The following is a 22,608-nucleotide window of genomic DNA, read 5'->3' as shown; positions in this document are numbered from 1 at the left end:
TCCCCCCTTAAACCGCTTGTTTCTTAAATAATTCCCTAAAGACAGGGTAAATATCTTCGGCTTGACGTATATGTTGTACGGCAATATTGGCGTATTGCCGTTGCAGGGATTCATACTCGTGCCACAGTGTTTGATGGGCGCGATTGGTGATCTCGATGTAACTGTAGTAACGCACTAATGGCAGTATTTTTTGTTCTAATAATTGTTTGCAAGTGGGGGAGTCGTCGGCCCAGTTATCGCCATCTGAGGCTTGAGCGGCATAGATATTCCATTCATTGGCGGGGTAGCGTGCCTGTTGAATTTCGTGCATTAATTTTAAGGCGCTGGACACAATAGTACCGCCGGTTTCTTGGGAGTAAAAAAACTCGTGTTCATCGACTTCTTTGGCTTGTGTATGGTGGCGGATATAAACCACTTCTAGATTTTTATAGGTACGGGTTAAAAATAGATACAACAAAATATAAAAACGTTTTGCCATTTCCTTAGTGGCTTGATCCATAGAGCCTGAGACATCCATTAGGCAAAACATTACCGCTTGGCTAGAAGGAATTTCTCGTTTAGAAAAGTTATTAAAGCGTAAATCGAAGGTATCAATAAACGGCACTCGTGCAATTTTTTGCTTTAATTCTTCAATTTGAGCTTTTAAATCTAGGATTAATTCAGCCTTAGTACCTGGAATATCTTCCCGTTCAGCCAGCTCTTGTTCTAACTCCTTTAATCGCTTTTTTTTGCCTGCAGACATCGCAATACGGCGTGCCAATGATGAACGTAAAGAACGGACTATATTGATATTGGCAGGCACACCATCATTGGTAAAACCTGCGCGATAGATTTGATACTCAACCAATTTATTCAGACGATTCTTTTGAAGATTAGGCAGTTCCAAATCTTCAAATAATAACTCTAGATATTCATCTTTGGAGATATCGAACACAAAATCATCGTCGCCTTCCCCCGAATTTGAGGCGTCACCTTTACCTGAACCGCCACCTGAACCCGCAGGTGGGCGGTCAATTTTATCGCCGCGGGTAAATTGATCATTACCCGGATGCACTCTATCCTTAATACCGCCTTTACCTTGGTGAAACTGTGGTTCACTTATATCCCGTGTGGGAATACTGATTTTTTCACCTTTATCTACATCCGTTACGCTGCGACGAGTGACCGCATCGCTAACGGCTTTTTTAATTTGTTGTTTATATCGATTGATAAAACGTTGACGGTTTACCGTACTCTTCCCTTTCGCATTCAAACGTCTATCGATAAAGTTCGCCATACGCACCTCCTAAAACTTAGCGTAGGCTTTGGTAGCACCAAAGCCCTGTACTGAGTTCGCGTAAGTTTAAGAAGATTTACGAACCCGTAAGTACCACTCAGACAAGAGTCGAACTTGTTTTTTGGTATAGCCTTTTTCCATCATTCGATTGACAAAATCATCGTGTTTACGCTGATCGTCGTTCGAAGTTTTAGCGTTAAAGGAAATAACGGGCAGTAAATCCTCAGTGTTGGAGAACATTTTTTTCTCGATCACAGTGCGAAGTTTCTCGTAACTAGTCCAGAGCGGGTTATTACCCTCATGGTTTGCACGGGCACGCAGTACAAAGTTGACAATTTCATTACGAAAATCTTTAGGGTTGCTGATCCCCGCAGGCTTCTCAATCTTCTCCAGTTCAGCGTTAAGGGCTGCGCGATCAAACAGTTGGCCTGTTTCAGGGTCGCGGTATTCTTGATCTTGGATCCAAAAGTCGGCATAGATGACATAGCGATCAAAAATATTTTGACCATATTCAGAGTAAGACTCTAAATATGCTGTTTGGATTTCTTTACCAATAAATTCGACATATTTAGGGATTAAATAGCCTTTTAGAAACTCTAAATAGCGCTCGGCGGTATCGCCGGGGAACTGTTCTTGTTCAATTTGGCGCTCGAGTACATAAAATAAATGCACTGGGTTCGCAGCTATTTCGGAGTGGTCGAAATTAAATACTCGCGATAAAATTTTGAAGGCGAAGCGGGTAGATAAGCCATTCATACCTTCATCAACACCCGCATAATCGCGATATTCTTGATAAGACTTGGCCTTAGGATCGGTGTCTTTTAAACTTTCCCCGTCATACACGCGCATCTTTGAATAAATAGACGAGTTTTCAGGGGCTTTCATACGGGATAGCACGCTAAATTGTGCCAGTGTTTCTAAGGTTCCCGGTGCGCAGGGCGCTTTAGATAACTCTGAGTTGAACAGCAATTTTTGATAGATTTGCAGTTCTTCCGAGACCCGTAAGCAATAGGGCACTTTAACGATATAAACTCGGTCGAGAAACGCCTCATTATTTTTATTATTCTTAAAAGTTGTCCATTCCGACTCGTTTGAGTGCGCTAAAATAATTCCGCTAAAGGGCAGGGCTGATAAGCCCTCCGTGCCATTGTAGTTACCTTCTTGTGTGGCAGTGAGTAAGGGGTGTAGCACCTTTATGGGCGCCTTAAACATTTCGACAAATTCCATCATGCCTTGATTTGCACGGCACAAAGCACCCGAATAGGCGTAAGCATCGGCATCATTTTGAGAGAAGTGCTCAAGTTGACGAATATCAACTTTACCAACAAGGGAGGAAATATCTTGGTTATTTTCATCCCCAGGCTCCGTTTTTGCGATAGCGACTTGGTCTAAAATAGAGGGAAATACTTTTACTACGCGGAATTTAGCAATATCTCCGCCAAATTCATGTAAGCGTTTTACCGCCCAAGGTGACATGATCGTTTTTAGATAGCGGTTAGGGATGTTGAATTCATCTTTTAATAGCAGACCATCTTCCTCTAAATCAAATAGGCTAAAAGGGTGGTCGTTAACTGGGCTGCGTATCCCATTTGCGCTCAGGATATAAATGGGTATTTTTTGCATCAGGGCTTTGAGTTTTTCGGCTAATGATGACTTACCGCCGCCGACAGGCCCAAGTAGATACAGAATTTGTTTTGATTCTTCTAAACCTTGAGCTGAGTGCTTAAGGTAAGCCACTATTTGCTCTATGGCATCTTCCATACCAAAGAAATCTTTAAAGGCGGGATAACGTGATATGAGTCGATTCGAAAAGATACGGCTTAATGTTGAGTTCTTTGCGGTATCAATCACTTCTGCTTCGCCAATGGCAAGCAGCAGTCGCTCCGATGCTGACATATAAGCGCTGCGATCTGCTTTACAGATATCCAAAAACTCCTGCAAAGAATATTCTTCATCGAGTTTTTTCTCATAGCGCTTTTGGTAATGCTCGAAAATGCCCATATAAACCCCCTGAAACGCCAGTGATGTCATGGAACGGAACTGGTTAACCAGCTTCCTACTCTAATCTTAGACACATATTCAAGACTTGCGATAAAAAATACTAAATAAAACAACAACAAATAGTTGCAAACGCAATTATTGCACTTGTTATTTATAAGCTGAATTGAATGTAATAAATGGCGGGAGGCGAGCGCAATGTATAAAAAAAGAGCCGCGAGGGCTCTTTTTCTGGGTTTATTTAATGAAGATAAATAAATTAAGCTGTGAAGTTTTTATTCACAAAGTCCCAGTTAACTAGCTGCCAGAAGTGGGCAAGGTAGTCAGGACGCACGTTGCGGTAATCGATGTAGTAAGCGTGTTCCCACACGTCAACTGTCATGATTGGCGTTACTGTGCTGTCAGTCAGTGGTGTTGCTGCATTGCTAGTGTTAACGATAGCAACAGTGCCATCGGCTTTTTTCACTAACCATGTCCAAGCGCTACCGAAGTTGTTTACTGCCGAATCAGTAAATTGTGCTTTGAATGCATCGAATGAGCCAAATGCAGCTTTAATCGCATCAGCAACTGGGCCTGTTGGTTCGCCGCCAGCATTAGGTGCTAGGCAGTTCCAGTAGAAAGTGTGGTTCCACACTTGAGCTGCGTTATTGAATACACCACCTGTAGAAGTTTTGATGATATCTTCTAAAGATTTACCAGCAAAATCAGTCCCTTCGATTAAGCCGTTAAGCTTAACAACATAAGTATTGTGATGCTTGCCGTAGTGGTATTCAATAGTTTCTTGAGAAATGTGTGGTTCTAGTGCGTTCTTTGCATATGGTAATGCGGGTAATTCGAAAGCCATTAGTATCTCTCCATGGTCTTAGGTTATCGTTTTTAAACGTGCTCACTTGTGACTATTGTACCGATAAAATTTGTGATGTGAATCATTGTTTACTCGATGGCGGCATCAAAAAAACAAATGTTGGCATAACCTTACAAACTATGGGATTTTGTTCTGTGTCTAGCTGTCGTACAATAGTGCTATTGTGTCAATGTCATCCTACTTAGGAATCAAAATGGAAACAGTAGATAAAATTAAACAGCAGATCACCGAAAACCCAATCATTGTTTATATGAAAGGTTCTCCTAAGTTACCGAGCTGTGGCTTCTCGTCACAGGTAGCTCAGATAATGATCAACTGTGGTGAGCAGTTTGCATTCGTGGATATTCTTCAGCATCCAGACATTCGCGCAGAACTACCTAAGTTTGCTAATTGGCCGACATTTCCACAATTATGGATCGAAGGCGAGCTGATTGGTGGCTGTGATATCATCGTAGAAATGTTCCAAAAAGGTGAATTACAACCACTGATTACAGCGGCAGCCGCTAAGAATAAAACTGAAGAATAAGCGTTAACTTATTTTCGATAAAAAAGCCGCTACGATTGAATCGTAGCGGCTTTTTTGTTGGTAATATCAGTTGATTATTACTTGAGAAAAACCGTTGTATTTTGTTTCGCTTTAATCATCAGCGCAATCAATATTCTATTAAACCTATATCCCATTAAACAGACTATTAGTGCGATGGCGTATCGTGCACATGCTCTTTAGTCGCGGGTAATATTAAGTTCATTACAATAGCCACAATACCGCATAAACTGATACCCGTTAGGCTAAACGAACCGATGCCAAATGCCATACCGCCGATACCAAATACTAAAGTAACACCGACAATACTTAAGTTACGCGGTTCGGATAAATCAACCTGATTGCGAATTAATGTGCTTAATCCTACTGCCGCAATTGAGCCAAATAGTAAACACATAATGCCGCCCATTACAGGCACTGGAATAGTTTGCATCAGCGCACCTAGTTTGCCAACAAAGGCTAAAGTGATGGCGGTAATTGCGGTCCAAGTCATAATTTTAGGGTCGAAATTACGGGTTAATGTGACGGCTCCCGTCACTTCAGAATAAGTCGTGTTTGGTGGGCCGCCAAAGGCCGCCGCCGCTATGGTCGCAATCCCATCGCCTGTCAGAGTACGGTGTAAGCCTGGTTTTTTCATAAAATCTTTACCAGCAACATTTGATATCGCCAGAATATCGCCAATGTGTTCAACCGCAGGTGCTATAGCAACAGGGATCATAAAAGCGATGGCATACCAATTTAGTTCTGGGGTGACAAATTTAGGTATGGCGATCCAACTTGCAGTAGTCACAACGGCAAAATCAACAATGCCAAAAGCGAGACTCAGGCCATAACCTACTATAATGCCAGCTAAAATTGGCATTACTTTTAATAAACCCTTGGCAAAAATAGCCACAGCGATAGTGGTGCACAGTGATGCGAGCGAAATAAATAAGGCTATATTTGTGGCAACTAAGGTCACACTACCATCACCACTTTTACCTAAAGCCATATTCACTGCCACTGGCGCCAAACCTAAACCGATAATAATAATTACCGGGCCGACAACCACAGGCGGTAACAGTTTATGAATAAACTCAGTGCCGCGCACTTTAACCAATGCGCCGAGCATGACGTAAACCACACCTGCCGCCATAATACCACCCATCGTTGAGGGAATGCCCCAAGTTTGCACGCCATACAATATAGGGGCGATAAAAGCGAAGGAAGATGCGAGGAAGATAGGCACTTGGCGTTTAGTAATCAATTGGAAGAGTAGGGTACCGATACCCGCGGTAAACAATGCCACACTGGTATCAAGTCCTGTCAGCAGCGGCATTAATACTAAGGCACCAAAGGCTACAAACAGCATTTGTGCGCCCTGTAGGGGGATAGCAAGTCGTCTCATTTATTATTCTCATTAATTTTAGGGTAAACCTCGAGATGATAACAGTTTGTTGGGATTTGAGCAGTGGAAAATAATCTGCTTTACCGACTCGGATCACTGTTTAGTTTTTCAATACCCTATCAGGCATGGAAATAGGGCTAAATTTTGTCAAGACTCGCTTAAGGCGTTAACTATGGTACAATTTACGTTATCTGACGTTACTTCAACTACTCAAAAAATGCTGAAATTCCTACTGAAGTCGAGCTTAATTGCATTTCTATATTGTCTATCCACACTTCATAGCGTTAACGCTGTTGAGGTGAGTAAATTAGATGAGGCCAATGTGCCTGTGTCTTCTCGGGCGGTTGCTGAACGTGATAAAGCCTTAAAGAGTGCACTTGAGCAAGTGATTATCAAGAATACAGGTACGTCACGTTCGCTTAATAATAGTCTTATTCAGTCTCAACTTCGTAATCCTGATACCTTGCTAAGCCAGTATGGCTACATTGAACAAAATGGTCAGCTGTTGTTAACGGCCAGCTTTGAACACCGTCGCATCGTGGCTTTGCTCCGTCAGGCACAATTACCGGTATGGGGAACTCAGCGTCCTCTAACATTGTTTTGGGTGGCGATGCCTAGTGAGGGTGAGACTGTCATTTTAAGTGATTCGTCGACCTTAGCTGAACGTAAACAATTTAGTGATTTTTCCGATGCCCGCGGTATTCCAGTACTACTACCGATTCTCGATCTTGATGAGTTGATGGGTATTAATCCTAACGATATTAAGGGTATGTTTGCCGATATTGTGGCAAGTGTCTCTGGCCGTTATCAAGCTGACTTTCTGGCATTAGTGGCGATTGATGCCGCCGGTAACCAAGTTCGTTATCGTTTAAATTTATATACTAAGGCGACGGTTGATTCTTTAACGCCACCTATATTTACCTTTAACGGCACGGCTGAGAGTTCGGCCCAGGCATTGACAGCTATGATGGCGGCGCTAGGGGAATATTATTTTACCAAATATGCCATTGCTGATACGGGCGCGCAGCAAGGCGCAAGTGTTACCTTTGTAAACATACAAAAAATGGCGCAATTAGTTGAAGTTGAAAAGTATTTAAAACAGCTCAGTGCAGTTAAAAATGCCACGTTAACGCATATCAAAGGCCATACCGCGACATTCTCATTAGATTTGTTTGGTTCAGAAACCGATTTAGAACGTTTGTTGAGTTTAGAGCCGCGTATTTCTGTGGTCGCCCCTGTGAGTGCAGGCGAGTTTAACCCAGTCGCAAATAAGGCGGGTAAACCGGTTTATGAGTGGCGTTTACCCTAGAATATTATTGGCAGTGCTAAGTTTACTTAGCACTGCCTTGTGTTAATTTGAATTGAGAAGACCGAGTGCCATTAAACTCACCTCTACAACTCTCGCTACCTGTGCATTTGCCAGATGACGAAACCTTTAATAGTTATTATCCGGCTTCGGGTAATGATGAGCTTATTCAAAAACTAAGAGCCAGTGCTGAAGGGCATGGTGAAGCTGCTATTTATTTTTGGGGACCAGTCAAATCTGGCCGAACGCATTTAATGCACGCCGCTTGCGCCCATGCCAATGAAGTCGACCGCCGTAGTTTTTATATCCCCTTAGGCATACATGCCAGTATTTCAACAGCCTTGCTGGAAGGTTTAGAGCAGCTAGATTTAGTGTGTATTGATGATGTTGACGCCATCGCTGGCCATCCCGTATGGGAAGAAGCTATTTTTGATCTTTATAATCGAGTGGCAGAACATAAAAATTGCGCCTTAGTGGTCAGTGGCTGTTCATCACCGGTTGATGCAGGATTTCTATTACCCGATCTTGTCTCACGCATGCAATGGGGGCTTAATTATCAACTGCAACCTATGGCGGATGATGAAAAACTTGCCGCACTACAACGCCGGGCGGCCATGCGTGGGCTGCAATTACCGGAAGACGTCGGGCGTTTTTTACTGAACCGTATGGCGCGGGATTTACGCACCTTGTTTGATGTATTGGATAAATTAGACAAAGCCTCGTTAGTGCATCAGCGTAAGCTTACTATCCCCTTTGCTAAAGAGACGTTACATCTTTAAGTGTCTGATGAGTGTTTTAACCTATATCAAACCGTTAATAATATAAAAGCCCGTTATGCTGAATGCAGACGGGCTTTTTATTAATGGCAACATGAAATTTTTTCATAAAAAAGGCCCGTTTTAGGGCCTTTATCGCTATCGTTTGCTGATTATTTATTCAAGTGAACAACGTTGATGCGCCATTTCTATACAAGCTTCCAATCATAGTGCCGATAAAAGCAGCATATTTAGCTATTACACTTAATCAGTACAATCAATTAATCTGCAATTTTCGCGAGTACAACTTCATGATGATCTTTGGTTTTAAACTTATCAAATACATGGGCTATTGTACCGTCAGTATTGATAAGAAAACTTAATCTGTGGATGCCGTCATAGGTTTTGCCCATAAACTGCTTTGTGCCCCAAACCCCAAAATCGTCGGCGACACTGTGGTCTTCATCGCTCAGTAAAGTGAAGTTGAGTGCTTGTTTTTCAGCAAATTTAGCCAATTTAGCTACAGGATCTGGGCTAATGCCTAATACTGTCACATTGTGGCTATCGAGCGCGGCTTTGCTATCACGTAGTCCGCACGCTTGTACTGTACAACCCGGAGTGGATGCTTTCGGGTAAAAGTACACTAAAACAGGGCCTTGCTTAAGGCTATCAGCCAATGACACTGAATTGCCATGCTGGTCTTTAAGGGTGAATTGGGGCGCTTTGGCCCCTGGGGTTAAGGTATTCATGTCTTATCCTCTGTCCTCTAATTCTAATATTGCGGTGCCTTCCATACGACGAATAATACAATTTAAGGTCATATCTTGGGCGAGTTGATAGATACTCTGTTCAAGCTTTTCTAGTTCAACTTTTTCAGGAATATTAATGGTTAATGAGACATTTTGAGTCTGCTCACCATCGGGGAGCTCTTCAGAGTAGGAGCGGACTGCTGCGAGATCTAATGATCTGTCAGCCAAGAATTGCGTGATACGTTTAATGGTGCCGCGTTGGTCTTTACCTGTGAAGCATACTTCAAGGCGAGAGAGGTAATTTTGTGGCGTATGTTTAGAGGTACGCTTCATTACTGTCATCAGTTCTAATTCGACACCAAGGCTTGGGAGCATGCTTTCTATTTTAGTTATAGATACCCACGAGCCTGATAACATCATAATTAGGGTAAATTCGTTACCAAATAATGCCATACGGCTGTCGACGATATCACAGTCACAGTCACTGGCAAGCCGAGCTAGTCTACCTACGAGCCCAGGACGGTCGAGCCCCATTGCTGTTACGACCAGGAAATTGGTCATGAATTCTCCTCACTTTTCGATATCATAGAGCGAAAACTCAGGGTTAAAGTTGAGTTTTTGTGCTGGATGTAATGCTACCATAACTAATTCAATTTGAGAGCCCCGTTAATGCTTGTCATTAATGGTTGGCATCAGTACCATAGCAAATCCTGAAATCTTGGGGAAAGTCAGATGATAAACGGAAGCATCGTAGCCTTAATCACGCCAATGAACAGTGATGGCTCAGTAGATTTTGCAAGTCTTGAAAAGTTAGTCGAATTCCATATTGACCAAGGTACAGATGCCATTGTAGCCGTTGGTACCACTGGCGAGTCAGCGACTCTGCCTATGTCTGAGCATGTAACGGTGGTTTCACAAACTGTTAAATTTGCAGCAGGCCGAATTCCGGTTATTGGTGGTAATGGTGCTAATGCCACGTCTGAAGCCGTTGAGCTCACCAAGTCCTTATCTAAGGTGGGGGTCGCCGCTATGCTTGGCGTCACGCCATATTATAATAAGCCAACCCCTAAAGGGTTGATTGCACATTATAAAGCGGTTGCCGCTAGCACAGATACCCCACAAATTCTTTATAATGTGCCAGGTCGTACTGCCGTAGATATGTTGCCAGAAACTGTTGCCCAGCTTGTCAGCGTGAGCAATATTATTGGCGTTAAAGAAGCAACCGGTGACTTATCCCGTGTCAAACGCCTGCGCGAATTGTGCGGTGATGATTTTCTGCTGTACAGCGGCGATGATGCCACTGCTAGAGAATTTTTACTCTTGGGCGGTAACGGCGTTATCTCAGTTGCGAATAACATCGCGCCAAAAGCTTTTAAAGCAATGTGTGATGCCGCACTTGCGGGCAACGCAGAGCTTGCTCTTACGATAGACACGCCGCTGCGCGGTTTATATAGCACACTCTTTTGTGAAGCCAATCCAATACCCGTAAAATGGGCTGCCCAACGCATGGGTTTGATTGAATGTGGCCATATTCGTTTACCTTTGACTGAACTTTCTGAGCAATGTCATGGTCTGTTGATAGAAGCAATGACTCGTGCCCAGATAGAGGTTAAATAATTAATGTTAAAGAAAGTCACTCCACTGATCTTAGTTGCTGTAGTTGCAGCGTGCAGTTCACCACTTGAGCGTCGCCAAGCAAACGGTAGTGAAGACTATGTTCAGGCTGAGCAAACGCCTTTGCTTAAAATCCCCGCAGGATTAAAAACACCGCCCTACAATAAAGAATTCGATGTGCCTGCGTTAGGGTCTAAAGCCAATGCCACGCTGTATGGTAAAGATTTAGATATTCGTCCACCACTGCAAGTACTGCCGATGGCAGAGGGTACTCGTGTGGAAGAGGGCAGCGATAATATTAAAATCGTGATTGAGTCTATTGATAATACTGTTGATTTGAAACAAGAACTCTTCACCAACTTAGATGGCTTCTTTGCGCAAAAAGGCATTGCCATTCGCAGTCGTGATTTTGATAAAGGCACGATAGAAACCGATTGGATCGAAAGCCGTGAAGTGATCGAATCGAGCATGTGGGGTTCTGATAACGTTTATTTGCTGCGTCAACGTTATCGTTTTGATGTTGAAGCGCGTCCACATGGTCGCACCGCGAATATCGTTATTCATTTAGTTGAACACGAAGAGTTTTTCGACGATAAAGCGCAAAAAGTATTGTTAAACGGTGAAGATAAACAAAGATATACGATTGATATGCTCAACAGTGCTATTGCGTATATCAGTATTAAGCGCGAACAATCGATTCAAGCTAATCGTTTGAAACAAACCTTAGGTATTAATGTCGATCTGGTTACCCCGGAAGACGGCAAAGCTTACTGGTCTGCTAAAGCCCCTTATAAGCAAGTGTGGGATCGTCTGCGTATTGTGCTGCCAGAAATGGGCTTTGAAATAGCCGATATGGACAGTAGTAAAGGATTGTACTTTATCAAATTTGACGATAACTCCGGTTTCTGGAGTTCGTTATGGGGCGAAGATAAGTTAGCGCTAAAAGAAGGCAGTTACCGCTTACTGCTTGAAGATGGCGATAACCCTGAAGAAACCAAAATCTTCTTACGTGATGGTGAAGATAAACCATTGAGTGATGAAATAGTGACTAATGTGTATCAGTCTCTGTCAAACCTGATGAAAGAAGAACGTAAACTACGTTAATATTATTTATAATTAAAAAAGGGCGAATTATCGCCCTTTTTTATTGGCCATTTTTGAGTTTTTTGCGGTTTATTTAACCTAATAGATTCTTAGTAATTCCTTCCGCGATAACAATGTAATTTGTAAGAAAAAGTAAAACGTATTGCTGCGATGATGTGAGTGAGTAAACTAGTCGTTAACTATGCGAGTCATTTCTGGAAGCCCGATGAAAAAAATAATGATACTAATCACCCTAGTGGTGGCAGCTTGGTTTGGATACCAAGCTTTGCAACCGCAAGAGGTCGCGACGGCCCAGGTAAAAATTATGCCCAATGTGGTCATAGCGACAGCAGTCATGGCATCCATTCGTGATGAAGTCGAAGCTATTGGCACCAATAAGGCATTTGAGTCGGTGACGATAACGCCTAAAGTGACCGACATGGTCACCGCACTTAAGTTTGATGATGGCGACATAGTGAAAAAGGGGGCATTGCTTGTTCAACTGCAAAACGCCGAGCAAATCGCTAAGGTGAAAGCCGCGCAATTTAAGGTGAGCGATAACCAGCGTGAGTTTGCCCGAATTCGTTCATTAGTGACGAGTCGCACTGTGGCAGAGCTAGAGCGTGACAGATTACAAACTCTTATTGATACTACCCGCGCGGAGCTTGAACAGGCGCAAGCTTCACTCAATGATCGGACTATTTTGGCGCCCTTTAATGGTCGTTTAGGGTTACGACAAATTAGCGTAGGTAGTTTGGTTTCTCCCGGGACTGTGATCACAACACTTGATGACATCTCTAAGATTAAACTCGACTTTTCAGTACCAGAGCGTTTTATTCAAGACTTGGCGCCGGGAAAAGATGTTGAAGCCAAAGCGGTCACGTTTCCTGATGTCATTTTTAAGGGAGTCGTGACATCGATTGATAGCCGCGTGAACCCAACGACGCGCACTGTAATTGTCCGCGCTGAAATTCCTAATCCTGAACTGCGTTTATTACCGGGTATGTTGATGAAGGTGAAACTCATCAAACGTAGCCGCGAAGCATTGATGCTGCCAGAGTCGGCGATTATCCCGATTCAAAATAGTCACTATGTTTACAGCGTTAATGCCGACAAAGTGATTGAGCGCAAACAAGTCACTATTGGTATTCGTACCCGTGGTTGGGTGGAAATATTAGACGGTTTAGCCCTAGGCGAAAACGTGGTTATTCGTGGTTTACTAAAAGTCCATCCTGGAGATAAAGTGCAAACGGAGTTTGCTGAAAAGTTTAGTTATCTTGCGGATACGAGTACGGAGCCAAGGGTATGATACTGACAGATCTCTCGGTAAAGCGGCCCGTATTTGCCTCGGTAATCAGCTTGTTGCTGGTGGCTTTTGGTCTAGTATCTTTCGGTAAATTACCGCTACGTGAATACCCAAACATTGATCCGCCGGTGGTGTCTATCGACACTAACTATCGCGGTGCCAGTGCTGCTGTGGTCGAAAGTCGAATAACCCAATTGATAGAAGACAGGATCAGCGGCGTCGAAGGTATTCGCCATGTGAGCTCATCGAGCAGTGATGGCCGTTCATCGGTAACCTTAGAGTTTGATATTAGTCGTAATATTGAAGATGCGGCTAACGATATACGTGATCGTATTTCCGGTTTACTCGACAATTTGCCCGAGGAGGCCGATCCCCCAGAAGTGCAAAAAGCCAATGGCGGCGATGAAGTGATCATGTGGCTCAATTTGGTGTCAGATAAAATGACCACCTTAGAGTTGACAGATTATACCAACCGCTATTTGTCGGACCGCTTCTCTGTTGTTGATGGTGTGGCACGGATGCGGATTGGTGGCGGTAAAGTGTATGCTATGCGCGTTTGGCTTGACAGACAGGCTTTAGCGTCTCGCAGCTTAACCGTTGCCGATGTAGAAGCTGCGCTGCGAGCTGAAAACGTCGAGTTACCCGCCGGTTCAATAGAATCAAAAGAGCGCCAGTTTACTGTAAGGCTTGAGCGCGGTTACCGCACCGCTGAAGATTTTGCTAACTTAGTGATCACTCAAGGTGAAGATGGTTACTTAGTTAAATTGGGCGATGTGGCGCGGGTAGAAATTGGCTCTGAAGAAGAGCGGATTATGTTCCGCGGAAACAAAGAGGCCATGATTGGTTTAGGCGTGTCCAAACAGTCAACGGCTAATACCTTAGAAGTCGCCCGCGCGGTGAATGCGTTGGTCGATAAAATTAATCCCACTTTACCTGCGGGCATGTCGATAAAGCGCAGCTACGATAGTTCAATATTTATTGAAGCCTCGATTAAAGAGGTCTACCAAACCCTGTTCACCGCCATGGTCCTCGTGATTATTGTGATTTATCTGTTCCTTGGCAGTGTGCGCGCCATGTTGATCCCCGCGATCACTGTGCCAGTGTCTTTACTCGGCACGTTTATCGTATTGTATGCACTTGGCTATACCATCAACCTCTTAACGTTATTGGCGATGATCCTTGCCATCGGTATGGTGGTCGATGATGCGATTGTTATGCTAGAAAATATCCATAGGCGTATTGAAGAAGGCGACTCGCCGCTTAAAGCCGCTTTTCTAGGCGCGCGTGAAGTTGCCTTTGCAGTTATCGCGACCACCTTAGTATTGGTGGCGGTATTTATGCCGATTAGTTTCTTAGAGGGAGACTTAGGTAAGTTATTCAAAGAGTTTGCTGTAACCATGAGTGCCGCAGTGTTGTTTTCAAGCGTGGTAGCACTAACACTCACGCCGATGATGTGCTCTAAGTTACTCAAGCCAAGCTCGCAGGATTCTTGGTTGGTACGTAAGGTCGATGGCATCATGACCAAGATATCGAACCGTTATCAATTATCCTTAAAGTCTGCCATGGCTCATCCGTTATTAATGTCGCTTCTGGTGTTAGTCGCGTTAGGGTGTAGTGCTTATTTAGTGCAGAAAGTACCGCAGGAATTTGCGCCGCAGGAAGATAGAGGCTCGTTATTTTTGATGGTTAACGGCCCGCAGGGCGCGAGTTACGAATACATCGAATCCTACATGAACGAAGTAGAGAACCGCTTGATGCCACTGGTCGAAACGGGTGATATTAAACGCTTGCTCATTCGTGCTCCTCGCGGTTTTGGGCGCTCGGTTGACTTTTCAAATGGTATGGCAGTTATTGTGCTTGAGGACTGGGGACAGCGTCGTCCAGTCAAAGAGGTGATAACCGATATCAATAAACGTCTTGCTAATCTTGCCGGAGTACAAGCGTTTCCTGTGATGCGCCAAGCCTTTGGCCGCGGTGTGGCTAAACCTGTGCAGTTTGTGATTGGCGGCCCCAGTTACGAAGAACTGGCCCGTTGGCGCGATATCATGATGCAAAAGGCAGCGGAGAATCCCAAGTTATTGGGTTTAGATCACGACTATAAAGAAACTAAGCCTCAGCTTAGAGTGGTGATTGATAGGGACAGAGCCGCAAGTCTTGGTGTATCGATTTCAAATATTGGCCGTACGTTAGAGTCTATGCTCGGTTCACGCTTAGTCACGACCTTTATGCGTGATGGTGAAGAATATGATGTCATCATTGAGGGTGAGCGTGATAATCAAAATACCGCCGCCGATCTGCAAAATATTTATGTGCGTTCTGAGCGCAGTCAAGAACTTATCCCGCTATCAAACCTAGTGACGGTAGAAGAGTTTGCCGATGCCAGTTCGCTCAATCGTTACAACCGTATGCGGGCTATTACCATTGAAGCCAGTTTAGAAGACGGTTATAGCCTTGGTGAAGCCCTTGATCATATGAACCAATTGGCGCGCGCCTATTTGCCCGCCGAAGCGGTGATAAGCTACAAGGGTCAATCTCTGGATTATCAAGAGTCAGGTAGCTCTATGTACTTTGTGTTCTTGCTGGCGCTGGGGATTGTATTCTTGGTATTAGCGGCGCAGTTTGAGAGTTACATTCACCCTATGGTGATCATGCTGACTGTGCCACTGGCAACCGTCGGCGCCTTGGCGGGTTTGTGGCTTACGGGGCAGAGCCTTAATATTTACAGTCAGATAGGCATTATTATGCTCGTCGGGTTAGCCGCGAAAAACGGCATCTTGATTGTCGAGTTTGCCAACCAATTGCGCGATAAGGGCGTTGATTTTGATAAAGCTATCATTCAAGCCTCAGCGCAGCGCTTACGACCCATTCTCATGACGGGTATCACTACCGCTGCAGGTGCCGTGCCTTTGGTTATGGCCGCTGGCGCGGGTGCTGAAACCCGCTTTGTGATTGGTGTGGTGGTGTTGTCGGGCATTTTATTGGCAACGCTATTTACCATTTTTGTGATCCCAGCCGCCTACGGTCTCTTTGCCCGTAACAGCGGATCGCCAGAAGCTATCGCCCAGCAGTTAGAAAAGGAATTAGCTGAGAATTAATGCTTCATCCCAATAAAGGCTGATGTAAAGTAATAAAATAAGGCGCTTGATACTCATCAAGCGCCTTATTTTTCGCCATTTGAACCTCGTTTTAACCCTTACCCTTGAAATGTCAATTTGGAGCCCCATTTAAGTAACCACTAAGCGTTACTTTACCCAATTGCGTAATAAATGAGGGAAACTTTCATGTCACAACAAGAAACTCATGGTTTTCAAACAGAAGTCAAACAGCTGTTGCATCTGATGATCCATTCTTTGTATTCCAACAAAGAAATTTTCTTGCGTGAATTGGTCTCCAACGCCGCCGATGCAGTGGATAAGCTGCGTTATCTTGCGCTGACCAATGACGCTCTATATGAAGGCGATGGCGAACTACGAGTTCGTATCAGTGCAGATAAAGAAAAAGGCACTGTGACTATCGAAGATAACGGCGTGGGCATGACCCGTGACGGCGTTATTGAACATTTAGGCACAATTGCAAAATCAGGTACTGCTGATTTCTTTAAAAATTTATCTGGCGAATCTTCAAAGGATTCACAGTTAATTGGCCAGTTTGGTGTCGGTTTCTATTCAGCATTTATCGTGGCGAAAAAAGTCACCGTTCGCACTCGCGCTGCCGGTCATAAGGCCGATGAAGCGGTATTGTGGGAATCAGAAGGCGAGGGTAACTTCACCGTTGAGACCATCACTAAGGCGAGCCGCGGTACTGAAATCACCTTGCACCTGCGTGATGAAGAAAAAGAATTTGCCGATGATTGGCGCCTGCGTTCAATCATTACTAAATACTCAGATCATATCTCTGTGCCAGTCGAAATGTGGCAAGAAGGCACGCCAGAGAGTGATGGTCCTGATGGCGAAAAAATTCCAGCAACTGAAGGTTCTTGGAAAGTCATGAACAAAGCCACGGCTTTGTGGATGCGTAATAAAGCCGACATCAGTGATGAAGAGTATCAAGAGTTTTACAAACACATTTCCCACGATTACACCGATGCGCTAATGTGGAGCCATAATCGTGTAGAAGGTAAGCAAGAATACACTAGCTTATTGTATATTCCTGCCAAAGCGCCTTGGGATATGTGGAATCGCGATCGTAAACACGGCTTAAAACTGTTTGTACAGCGCGTGTTTATCATGGATGACGCTGAACAATTTATGCCATCGTATCTGCGTTTTGTGCAGGGCTTAATTGACTCAAATGATTTGCCGCTAAACGTATCCCGCGAAATTTTGCAGGATAACCACGTGACCAAAGCGATGCGTACTGGTATCACTAAACGTGTGCTTGGTATGCTGGAAAAATTGGCAAAAGATGATGCGGAAAAATATCAACAGTTCTGGGCTGAATTTGGTCAAGTGCTGAAAGAAGGACCTGCTGAAGATTTCGCCAACCGTGAACGTATTGCTGGCTTATTACGTTTTGCTTCGACTCATACTGGCAGCGCTGCACCGACAGTGTCACTTGATGACTACATCAGCCGCATGAAAGAAGGGCAAACTAAGATTTATTACATTGTGGCCGACAGCCATGAAGCTGCGGCAAACAGCCCACATTTAGAGTTGCTACGCAAAAAAGATATCGAAGTTTTACTGATGTCAGAACGTATCGACGAGTGGCTAATTAATCACTTAGCTGAGTACAAAGATAAACAACTGCACTCAGTAACCCGTGGTGATTTAGAGCTAGGTGAGCTGGAAGATGCATCTGAGAAAGAAGCGCAAGAAAAGCTTGAGCAAGAATCAGTAGCCTTAATTGAACGCATTAAAGCGGCGTTAGGCTCGACAGTTGCTGATGTGAAAGTGACGTCACGCTTAACGGATACTCCTGCTTGTGTGGTGGCGGGTGACGGCGAAATGTCGACGCAAATGATCAAGCTGATGCAAGCTGCAGGTCAGAGCGTACCAGAAGTGAAGCCGACATTTGAGATTAACCCAGCGCATCCATTAGTGTCGCGCTTAAATGATATTCAAGATGAAGCGGCCTTTACCGATTGGTCAAATCTGTTGTTGCAACAGGCCCAACTGTCTGAAAAAGGTAGCCTTGTGGATCCATCGGCCTTTATTAAGCTGATGAATCGAATGTTACTGGCTAACATGAAGTAAATAAATATCGGGGCCCTTCTTGCAGAATGGCCCCGATATAGTTTTAGTGGCAGCAAGAGGTGACTTGAGCCTAGCCTGTCACAGTATTCGTTAGTGTGTGATAAAAGCCTTAATTGCTAAGGGAAGACTATGGAACATATTCTCAGCCTGACAAAAGACAACATTCAGCAGGTGGTTGACACTTCTATGCAACAGATCGTGGTGTTAGCATTTTGGGCTCAGCCACAGGAAGAAAGTGTGGCTATGCTGCGCACCTTAGAACAAATTGCCACGCAAAATACCGGTCGATTTGTGCTGGCAAAAGTCGACTGTGAAGCTGAATTAGAAATTGCCAATTACTTTCGTATTCAGAGCTTACCCACCACTTTAGTATTGGATAAGGGTCAGCCTGTCGATGGCTTTGCGGGTGTGCAAGATAGCGCGCAAGTGATGGCAATGCTTGATAAATATTTGCCGCCTATGTGGCAGTTACAGTTAGCTCAGGCCAAAGAATTACTCGCCTTGAGCCAAGTGAGCGCAGAGGATCTTGCCACCGCTACCGTATTGTTAAAAGAAGCTCAGTTGGGCTCTAATCAAGCGGGTGAGGTGAGTTTAGTGCTTGCCGATGTCTATCTCATGTTAGGTGAATTGACCCTAGCACAAGCTATGCTTGATAAGGTAGGTCTTGCCGACCAAGACGGTTATTATCAGAGTTTAAAAGCTAAGTTGATGCTTGCCTTAGATGCGGCTGATACTCCTGAAATTCGTGATTTGCAGCAAAAGTTTGAGCAAAATCCAAGCAATTTAGTGCTATTACTCGAATTAAGCAAAGCATTGCATGCTGCCCACCGTGATGATGAAGCATTAGCCTTGTTATTTGAGGTACTTCGTCAAGATTTGTCGGCTGAAAATGGCGCTGTAAAACAAACGTTTATGGAAATATTAACCGCACTAGGGCAAGGTAATCCTATTGCAAGTCAATACCGCCGTAAGCTTTATACCTTGCTCTATTAATGATAGAAATAGCCAAGAAATCCTTATTTATTTGCGTTTTCTGAGGCTAAAGTCGAAGCTAAAACCCTTCTCAATGGCGGCTAGATGTGCGAAGATCGCCGCCCTAAGAAGAATATCAATGCGAAAAGAGGACTTTTCAGATGCGCATTATCCTATTGGGTGCCCCAGGCGCCGGTAAAGGTACCCAGGCCCAGTTCATTATGGAACAGTACGGTATCCCACAAATTTCAACGGGTGATATGTTACGTGCCGCGGTAAAAGCTGGTACACCACTGGGTTTGGAAGCAAAGAAAGTGATGGATGCTGGTCAACTGGTTTCTGATGATCTTATCATCGGTCTGGTTAAAGAGCGTATCGCACAGGAAGACTGTGTTAAAGGTTTCTTGTTAGACGGTTTCCCACGTACTATTCCGCAAGCGGATGCGATGACGGCAAACGGTATTAGCATTGATCACGTGATTGAAATTGATGTGCCAGACGAAGAAATCGTTAAGCGTATGAGCGGCCGTCGTGTGCATCCAGGTTCAGGCCGTGTGTACCATGTGGTCTTTAATCCACCTAAAGTGGAAGGTAAAGACGACGTGACGGGCGACGATTTAGCCATTCGTCCAGATGACGAAGAAAGCACAGTACGCAAACGTCTGGCAATTTACCACGAGCAAACTAAGCCGCTGGTCGAATACTACGGTAAAGTGGCTGCAGCAGGTAAGACGCAATACCACAAGTTTGACGGTACTCAATCGGTTGCGACCGTGAGTAAACAGCTTGCTAGTGTATTGAAATAACCTAAAAAGGTTAATTTACGAGAACCAGTTCTCATATTAAAAAAAGCCTGCCAATGCAGGCTTTTTTTATGGGCATCGCAATGTTAGCCTCCAAGTGAACTTCATTAACCATGAGCCTAACGTTGAATCCTTCCCCTGCTTTTGGTGTGTTATTGGTTAACCTCGGCACGCCTGATAAACCTAGCCCTAAGGCCGTAAAACGATTTTTAAGGCAGTTTTTAAGTGATCCGCGTGTCGTTGATTTATCACCGTGGATTTGGCAACCGCTGCTGAACGGCATTATCCTTAACACTCGCCCCGCGAAAGTTGCCAAACTCTATCAAAGTGTGTGGACGCCAGAAGGCTCGCCCTTGATGGTGATAAGTGTGAGCCAAGCACAAAAGCTGGCGGTGGACTTAAGCGCAACGTTTAACCAGACCATTCCTGTTGAACTGGGTATGAGTTACGGTAATCCCTCCATCGATGCGGGATTTGAACGCCTGAAAGACCAAGGGGCAGAGCGCATTATTGTGCTGCCTTTGTATCCCCAATATTCCTGCTCGACGGTGGCCAGCGTGTTTGATGCCGTCGCAAGTTATCTTAAAACCGTACGTGATATACCGCAGGTTCGCTTTAATAAAGATTATTTTGACCACAGCGCTTATATCACGGCACTGGCTCACAGCGTGACACGTCACTGGAAAACCCATGGTCAAGCCGATAAGTTATTGTTGTCGTTTCATGGTATTCCACAGCGATATGTTAAAGAGGGCGATCCTTACCGCGAGCAGTGTTTTGTTACGGCGAAACTGTTAGCGCAAAAATTGGCGCTTAGCGAGTCGCAATGGCAAGTGTGTTTTCAGTCGCGCTTTGGCCGCGAAGAATGGTTAACGCCCTACGCCGATAAATTATTGGCCGAGTTACCCGCGCAAGGAGTAAAAAGTGTCGATGTGATTTGTCCTGCGTTTGCGACCGATTGCCTCGAAACCTTAGAAGAAATTTCCATTGGCGCTAAAGAAACCTTTTTAGAAGCGGGTGGCCGCGAGTATCGGTTTATCCCTTGTTTGAACGACGATGAGTTACACATTGAATTATTACGGCAATTAATCCAAGAACAAGCACTCTCTTGGGTATAATGGCACTGGTTTCAAGCTGATTTTGTGGTAGAATTTGCGCCCTTCCGGCTAAGGGGTGGTTTTTTGTCTCGCTAGCCTAGACTCAATATTTTTAGGATGCTGGGTGGTCTTATCGCCGCGCCAGACGCCAATTAGCATGGATGCCAGGAAAAGAGAACCACTATGAAATTTCCCGGTCAGCGTAAATCAAAACATTATTTCCCGGTTAAAACCAGAGATCCGCTGCTTGAACAGCTGACTCAACAGCCTCAGCCGTTTGCGACCTATATTAGCGGTATTGATCAAACCTTAGTGGATATCGAAGCGAAAGTCGAAGATGAGTTGCTCAGCCGTTATGGCTTGCCCAAAGGTAACTCGACCCTGATCAATGATGAACAAGCCCACAGACTTTACACTGAGTTAAAAATCCATGGCTTAATTAGCGATGAATTTGCTGGCGGCACTATCGGTAACACAGTACACAATTATTCTATTTTGGCCGATGACCGTTCTGTATTGTTCGGGGTGATGAGCCAGAATATCGAAGTAGGCAGCTATGCTTACCGCTATTTATGCAATACCTCTTCTAAAGTTGATCTTAACTATTTACAGCCTGTCGATGGCCCTATCGGCCGCTGTTTTACGCTGATTTCTGATTGTGGTGAGCGCACGTTTGCTATTAGCAAAGGCGCGATGGATAAACTGACGCCAGAATTTATCGATAAAGACGTAATACAAGGCAGTTCAGCCTTAGTGTTGACCGCGTACTTGATGCGCGCCAGCGGTGGTGATCGTATTACCGATGCAGCCATGTGCGCTATTGAATATGCTAAAGCTGCGGAAGTGCCAGTAGTGCTAACCTTAGGCACCCGATTTTTGATTGAAGAAGACCCACAATGGTGGCAAAACTTTATTAAAGAACATGTCACTATTTTGGCGATGAATGAAGATGAAGGTGAAGCATTAACCGGTTCACGCGACCCTCTGCTTGCCAGTGAAAAAGCCTTAGAATGGTGCGACATGGTATTAACTACAGCAGGTCCTATCGGACTTTATACCGCAGGTTATACCGAAGACTCCGAGAAGCGCGAAACCACCCATACCTTATTACCTGGTGCTATCCCCGAATTTAATCGTTATGAATTTTCTCGGCCTAAATTGAAGGTTGACTGTGAAACACCGATTAAAGTGTTTGCACACATTTCACCTTACATGGGCGGCCCTGAAAAGATTGGTAACACGAATGGGGCTGGTGATGGCGCATTATCGGCCTTATTACATGACCTTGCCGCAAATACCTTCCATAAAACTAACGTACCTGGCTCGAGTAAACATAAGCGTGATGGCCTGTGTTACTCGTCGTTCTCCCAAGTGTGTAAATACGCCAACCGTGTGGCTTATGAAGTGCTAGCCCAGCATAGTCCACGTTTATCCCGTGGCTTACCTGAGCGCGAAGACAGCCTAGAAGAATCCTACTGGGGTAGGTAAGAATTTATCTGCTTTAGTCATTAATTGACTGTTAAATAAGGGCAATAACGGTAAACGTTGTTGCCCTTATTTTTATCGATGAAGTGGTAATCAAGCGGTTAATCGATAAGTTTAGCTACAGGCTGTTAAGAATAAATGTTAACGTAAGTGAGTCCTGATACAGCGATTAT

General features: G+C 44.4%; 18 protein-coding genes. 12 read left to right on the top strand and 6 right to left on the bottom strand.

Annotated features, from left to right (window positions below; all coding sequences use genetic code 11):
* Positions 1 to 7 precede the first annotated feature (7 nt).
* From ACRN9H_RS01015 to sodB, 3 genes are all read right to left on the bottom strand, one after another.
* On the bottom strand, positions 8 to 1,276 hold the full coding sequence (locus tag ACRN9H_RS01015) for a YeaH/YhbH family protein (protein WP_432312071.1): 1,269 nt from the start codon (positions 1,274 to 1,276) through the stop codon (positions 8 to 10).
* A gap of 66 nt (positions 1,277 to 1,342) precedes the next feature.
* Positions 1,343 to 3,277 carry a PrkA family serine protein kinase gene (locus tag ACRN9H_RS01010; protein WP_432312070.1) on the bottom strand — a complete coding sequence of 645 codons (1,935 nt, stop codon included), beginning with the start codon at positions 3,275 to 3,277 and terminating at the stop codon, positions 1,343 to 1,345.
* 256 nt (positions 3,278 to 3,533) lie between these two features.
* Positions 3,534 to 4,118, bottom strand: coding sequence for a superoxide dismutase [Fe] (gene sodB, locus ACRN9H_RS01005; protein WP_076499554.1), 585 nt, complete (start codon positions 4,116 to 4,118; stop codon positions 3,534 to 3,536).
* A gap of 214 nt (positions 4,119 to 4,332) precedes the next feature.
* On the opposite strand from sodB, the gene grxD reads away from it, so the two are divergent.
* Positions 4,333 to 4,665, top strand: a complete 333-nt coding sequence (gene grxD, locus ACRN9H_RS01000; protein ID WP_432312069.1) for a Grx4 family monothiol glutaredoxin — start codon at positions 4,333 to 4,335, stop codon at positions 4,663 to 4,665.
* A 166-nt stretch (positions 4,666 to 4,831) separates the two neighbouring features.
* On the opposite strand, the gene ACRN9H_RS00995 is transcribed toward grxD, so the two are convergent.
* Positions 4,832 to 6,070 carry a uracil-xanthine permease family protein gene (locus ACRN9H_RS00995; protein WP_432312068.1) on the bottom strand — a complete coding sequence of 413 codons (1,239 nt, stop codon included), beginning with the start codon at positions 6,068 to 6,070 and terminating at the stop codon, positions 4,832 to 4,834.
* 217 nt (positions 6,071 to 6,287) lie between these two features.
* On the opposite strand from ACRN9H_RS00995, the gene ACRN9H_RS00990 reads away from it, so the two are divergent.
* Entirely contained in the window at positions 6,288 to 7,379 is a 1,092-nt protein-coding gene (locus tag ACRN9H_RS00990) for a DUF2066 domain-containing protein (protein WP_432312126.1), read from the top strand.
* 65 nt (positions 7,380 to 7,444) lie between these two features.
* A complete protein-coding gene (gene hda, locus ACRN9H_RS00985; RefSeq protein WP_432312067.1) occupies positions 7,445 to 8,155 on the top strand; it encodes a DnaA inactivator Hda in 711 nt (236 codons plus the stop codon).
* Between the two features lie 257 nt (positions 8,156 to 8,412).
* Here the strand turns inward: hda and bcp are convergent, their stop codons facing one another.
* Together bcp and ACRN9H_RS00975 are read right to left on the bottom strand one after the other, a co-directional pair.
* The gene (gene bcp / locus ACRN9H_RS00980) at positions 8,413 to 8,880 is read right to left on the bottom strand and encodes a thioredoxin-dependent thiol peroxidase (RefSeq protein ID WP_432312066.1); all 468 of its coding nucleotides are present in this window, start codon (positions 8,878 to 8,880) and stop codon (positions 8,413 to 8,415) included.
* A gap of 3 nt (positions 8,881 to 8,883) precedes the next feature.
* Positions 8,884 to 9,441 carry a glycine cleavage system protein R gene (locus ACRN9H_RS00975; RefSeq protein WP_432312065.1) on the bottom strand — a complete coding sequence of 186 codons (558 nt, stop codon included), beginning with the start codon at positions 9,439 to 9,441 and terminating at the stop codon, positions 8,884 to 8,886.
* A 171-nt stretch (positions 9,442 to 9,612) separates the two neighbouring features.
* Between ACRN9H_RS00975 and dapA the strand changes: the two genes are divergently transcribed.
* From dapA to ACRN9H_RS00930, 9 genes are all read left to right on the top strand, one after another.
* Positions 9,613 to 10,497, top strand: coding sequence for a 4-hydroxy-tetrahydrodipicolinate synthase (gene dapA / locus ACRN9H_RS00970; RefSeq protein ID WP_432312064.1), 885 nt, complete (start codon positions 9,613 to 9,615; stop codon positions 10,495 to 10,497).
* Between the two features lie 3 nt (positions 10,498 to 10,500).
* Complete coding sequence (bamC, locus tag ACRN9H_RS00965; protein WP_432312063.1) at positions 10,501 to 11,598, top strand: outer membrane protein assembly factor BamC; 1,098 nt, start codon at positions 10,501 to 10,503, stop codon at positions 11,596 to 11,598.
* 205 nt (positions 11,599 to 11,803) lie between these two features.
* Complete coding sequence (locus ACRN9H_RS00960) at positions 11,804 to 12,886, top strand: efflux RND transporter periplasmic adaptor subunit (RefSeq protein WP_432312062.1); 1,083 nt, start codon at positions 11,804 to 11,806, stop codon at positions 12,884 to 12,886.
* Entirely contained in the window at positions 12,883 to 15,978 is a 3,096-nt protein-coding gene (locus ACRN9H_RS00955; protein ID WP_263189011.1) for an efflux RND transporter permease subunit, read from the top strand. The genes ACRN9H_RS00960 and ACRN9H_RS00955 overlap by 4 nt, the downstream gene beginning before the upstream one ends.
* Positions 15,979 to 16,164: 186 nt before the next feature.
* Positions 16,165 to 18,078 carry a molecular chaperone HtpG gene (gene htpG, locus ACRN9H_RS00950; RefSeq protein WP_432312061.1) on the top strand — a complete coding sequence of 638 codons (1,914 nt, stop codon included), beginning with the start codon at positions 16,165 to 16,167 and terminating at the stop codon, positions 18,076 to 18,078.
* Between the two features lie 129 nt (positions 18,079 to 18,207).
* The gene (locus ACRN9H_RS00945; protein ID WP_432312060.1) at positions 18,208 to 19,071 is read left to right on the top strand and encodes a co-chaperone YbbN; all 864 of its coding nucleotides are present in this window, start codon (positions 18,208 to 18,210) and stop codon (positions 19,069 to 19,071) included.
* Between the two features lie 140 nt (positions 19,072 to 19,211).
* Complete coding sequence (gene adk, locus ACRN9H_RS00940) at positions 19,212 to 19,856, top strand: adenylate kinase (RefSeq protein WP_220773982.1); 645 nt, start codon at positions 19,212 to 19,214, stop codon at positions 19,854 to 19,856.
* 110 nt (positions 19,857 to 19,966) lie between these two features.
* Positions 19,967 to 20,971, top strand: coding sequence for a ferrochelatase (gene hemH, locus ACRN9H_RS00935; RefSeq protein ID WP_432312059.1), 1,005 nt, complete (start codon positions 19,967 to 19,969; stop codon positions 20,969 to 20,971).
* A gap of 162 nt (positions 20,972 to 21,133) precedes the next feature.
* Positions 21,134 to 22,438: an inosine/guanosine kinase gene (locus ACRN9H_RS00930; protein WP_220773984.1), complete on the top strand. Its 1,305-nt coding sequence runs from the start codon at positions 21,134 to 21,136 to the stop codon at positions 22,436 to 22,438.
* The last annotated feature ends 170 nt before the right edge of the window (positions 22,439 to 22,608 follow it).

Source organism: Shewanella sp. MF08487, assembly GCF_050848685.1.
Classification (GTDB): Bacteria; Pseudomonadota; Gammaproteobacteria; order Enterobacterales; family Shewanellaceae; genus Shewanella; species Shewanella glacialipiscicola.
The sequence above is the reverse complement of the archived record's forward strand: the minus strand, read 5'-3'. Positions and strand labels throughout refer to the sequence as shown.

What these genes read in the sequence shown, in the direction of transcription:
- ACRN9H_RS01015 (WP_432312071.1), bottom strand. Translation starts at nt 1,276, where the DNA reads ATGGCGAACTTTATCGATAGACGTTTGAATGCGAAAGGGAAGAGTACG.
- ACRN9H_RS01010 (WP_432312070.1), bottom strand. Translation starts at nt 3,277, where the DNA reads ATGGGCATTTTCGAGCATTACCAAAAGCGCTATGAGAAAAAACTCGAT.
- sodB (WP_076499554.1), bottom strand. Translation starts at nt 4,118, where the DNA reads ATGGCTTTCGAATTACCCGCATTACCATATGCAAAGAACGCACTAGAA.
- grxD (WP_432312069.1), top strand. Translation starts at nt 4,333, where the DNA reads ATGGAAACAGTAGATAAAATTAAACAGCAGATCACCGAAAACCCAATC.
- ACRN9H_RS00995 (WP_432312068.1), bottom strand. Translation starts at nt 6,070, where the DNA reads ATGAGACGACTTGCTATCCCCCTACAGGGCGCACAAATGCTGTTTGTA.
- ACRN9H_RS00990 (WP_432312126.1), top strand. Translation starts at nt 6,288, where the DNA reads ATGCTGAAATTCCTACTGAAGTCGAGCTTAATTGCATTTCTATATTGT.
- bcp (WP_432312066.1), bottom strand. Translation starts at nt 8,880, where the DNA reads ATGAATACCTTAACCCCAGGGGCCAAAGCGCCCCAATTCACCCTTAAA.
- ACRN9H_RS00975 (WP_432312065.1), bottom strand. Translation starts at nt 9,441, where the DNA reads ATGACCAATTTCCTGGTCGTAACAGCAATGGGGCTCGACCGTCCTGGG.
- dapA (WP_432312064.1), top strand. Translation starts at nt 9,613, where the DNA reads ATGATAAACGGAAGCATCGTAGCCTTAATCACGCCAATGAACAGTGAT.
- bamC (WP_432312063.1), top strand. Translation starts at nt 10,501, where the DNA reads ATGTTAAAGAAAGTCACTCCACTGATCTTAGTTGCTGTAGTTGCAGCG.
- ACRN9H_RS00960 (WP_432312062.1), top strand. Translation starts at nt 11,804, where the DNA reads ATGAAAAAAATAATGATACTAATCACCCTAGTGGTGGCAGCTTGGTTT.
- ACRN9H_RS00955 (WP_263189011.1), top strand. Translation starts at nt 12,883, where the DNA reads ATGATACTGACAGATCTCTCGGTAAAGCGGCCCGTATTTGCCTCGGTA.
- htpG (WP_432312061.1), top strand. Translation starts at nt 16,165, where the DNA reads ATGTCACAACAAGAAACTCATGGTTTTCAAACAGAAGTCAAACAGCTG.
- ACRN9H_RS00945 (WP_432312060.1), top strand. Translation starts at nt 18,208, where the DNA reads ATGGAACATATTCTCAGCCTGACAAAAGACAACATTCAGCAGGTGGTT.
- adk (WP_220773982.1), top strand. Translation starts at nt 19,212, where the DNA reads ATGCGCATTATCCTATTGGGTGCCCCAGGCGCCGGTAAAGGTACCCAG.
- hemH (WP_432312059.1), top strand. Translation starts at nt 19,967, where the DNA reads ATGAGCCTAACGTTGAATCCTTCCCCTGCTTTTGGTGTGTTATTGGTT.
- ACRN9H_RS00930 (WP_220773984.1), top strand. Translation starts at nt 21,134, where the DNA reads ATGAAATTTCCCGGTCAGCGTAAATCAAAACATTATTTCCCGGTTAAA.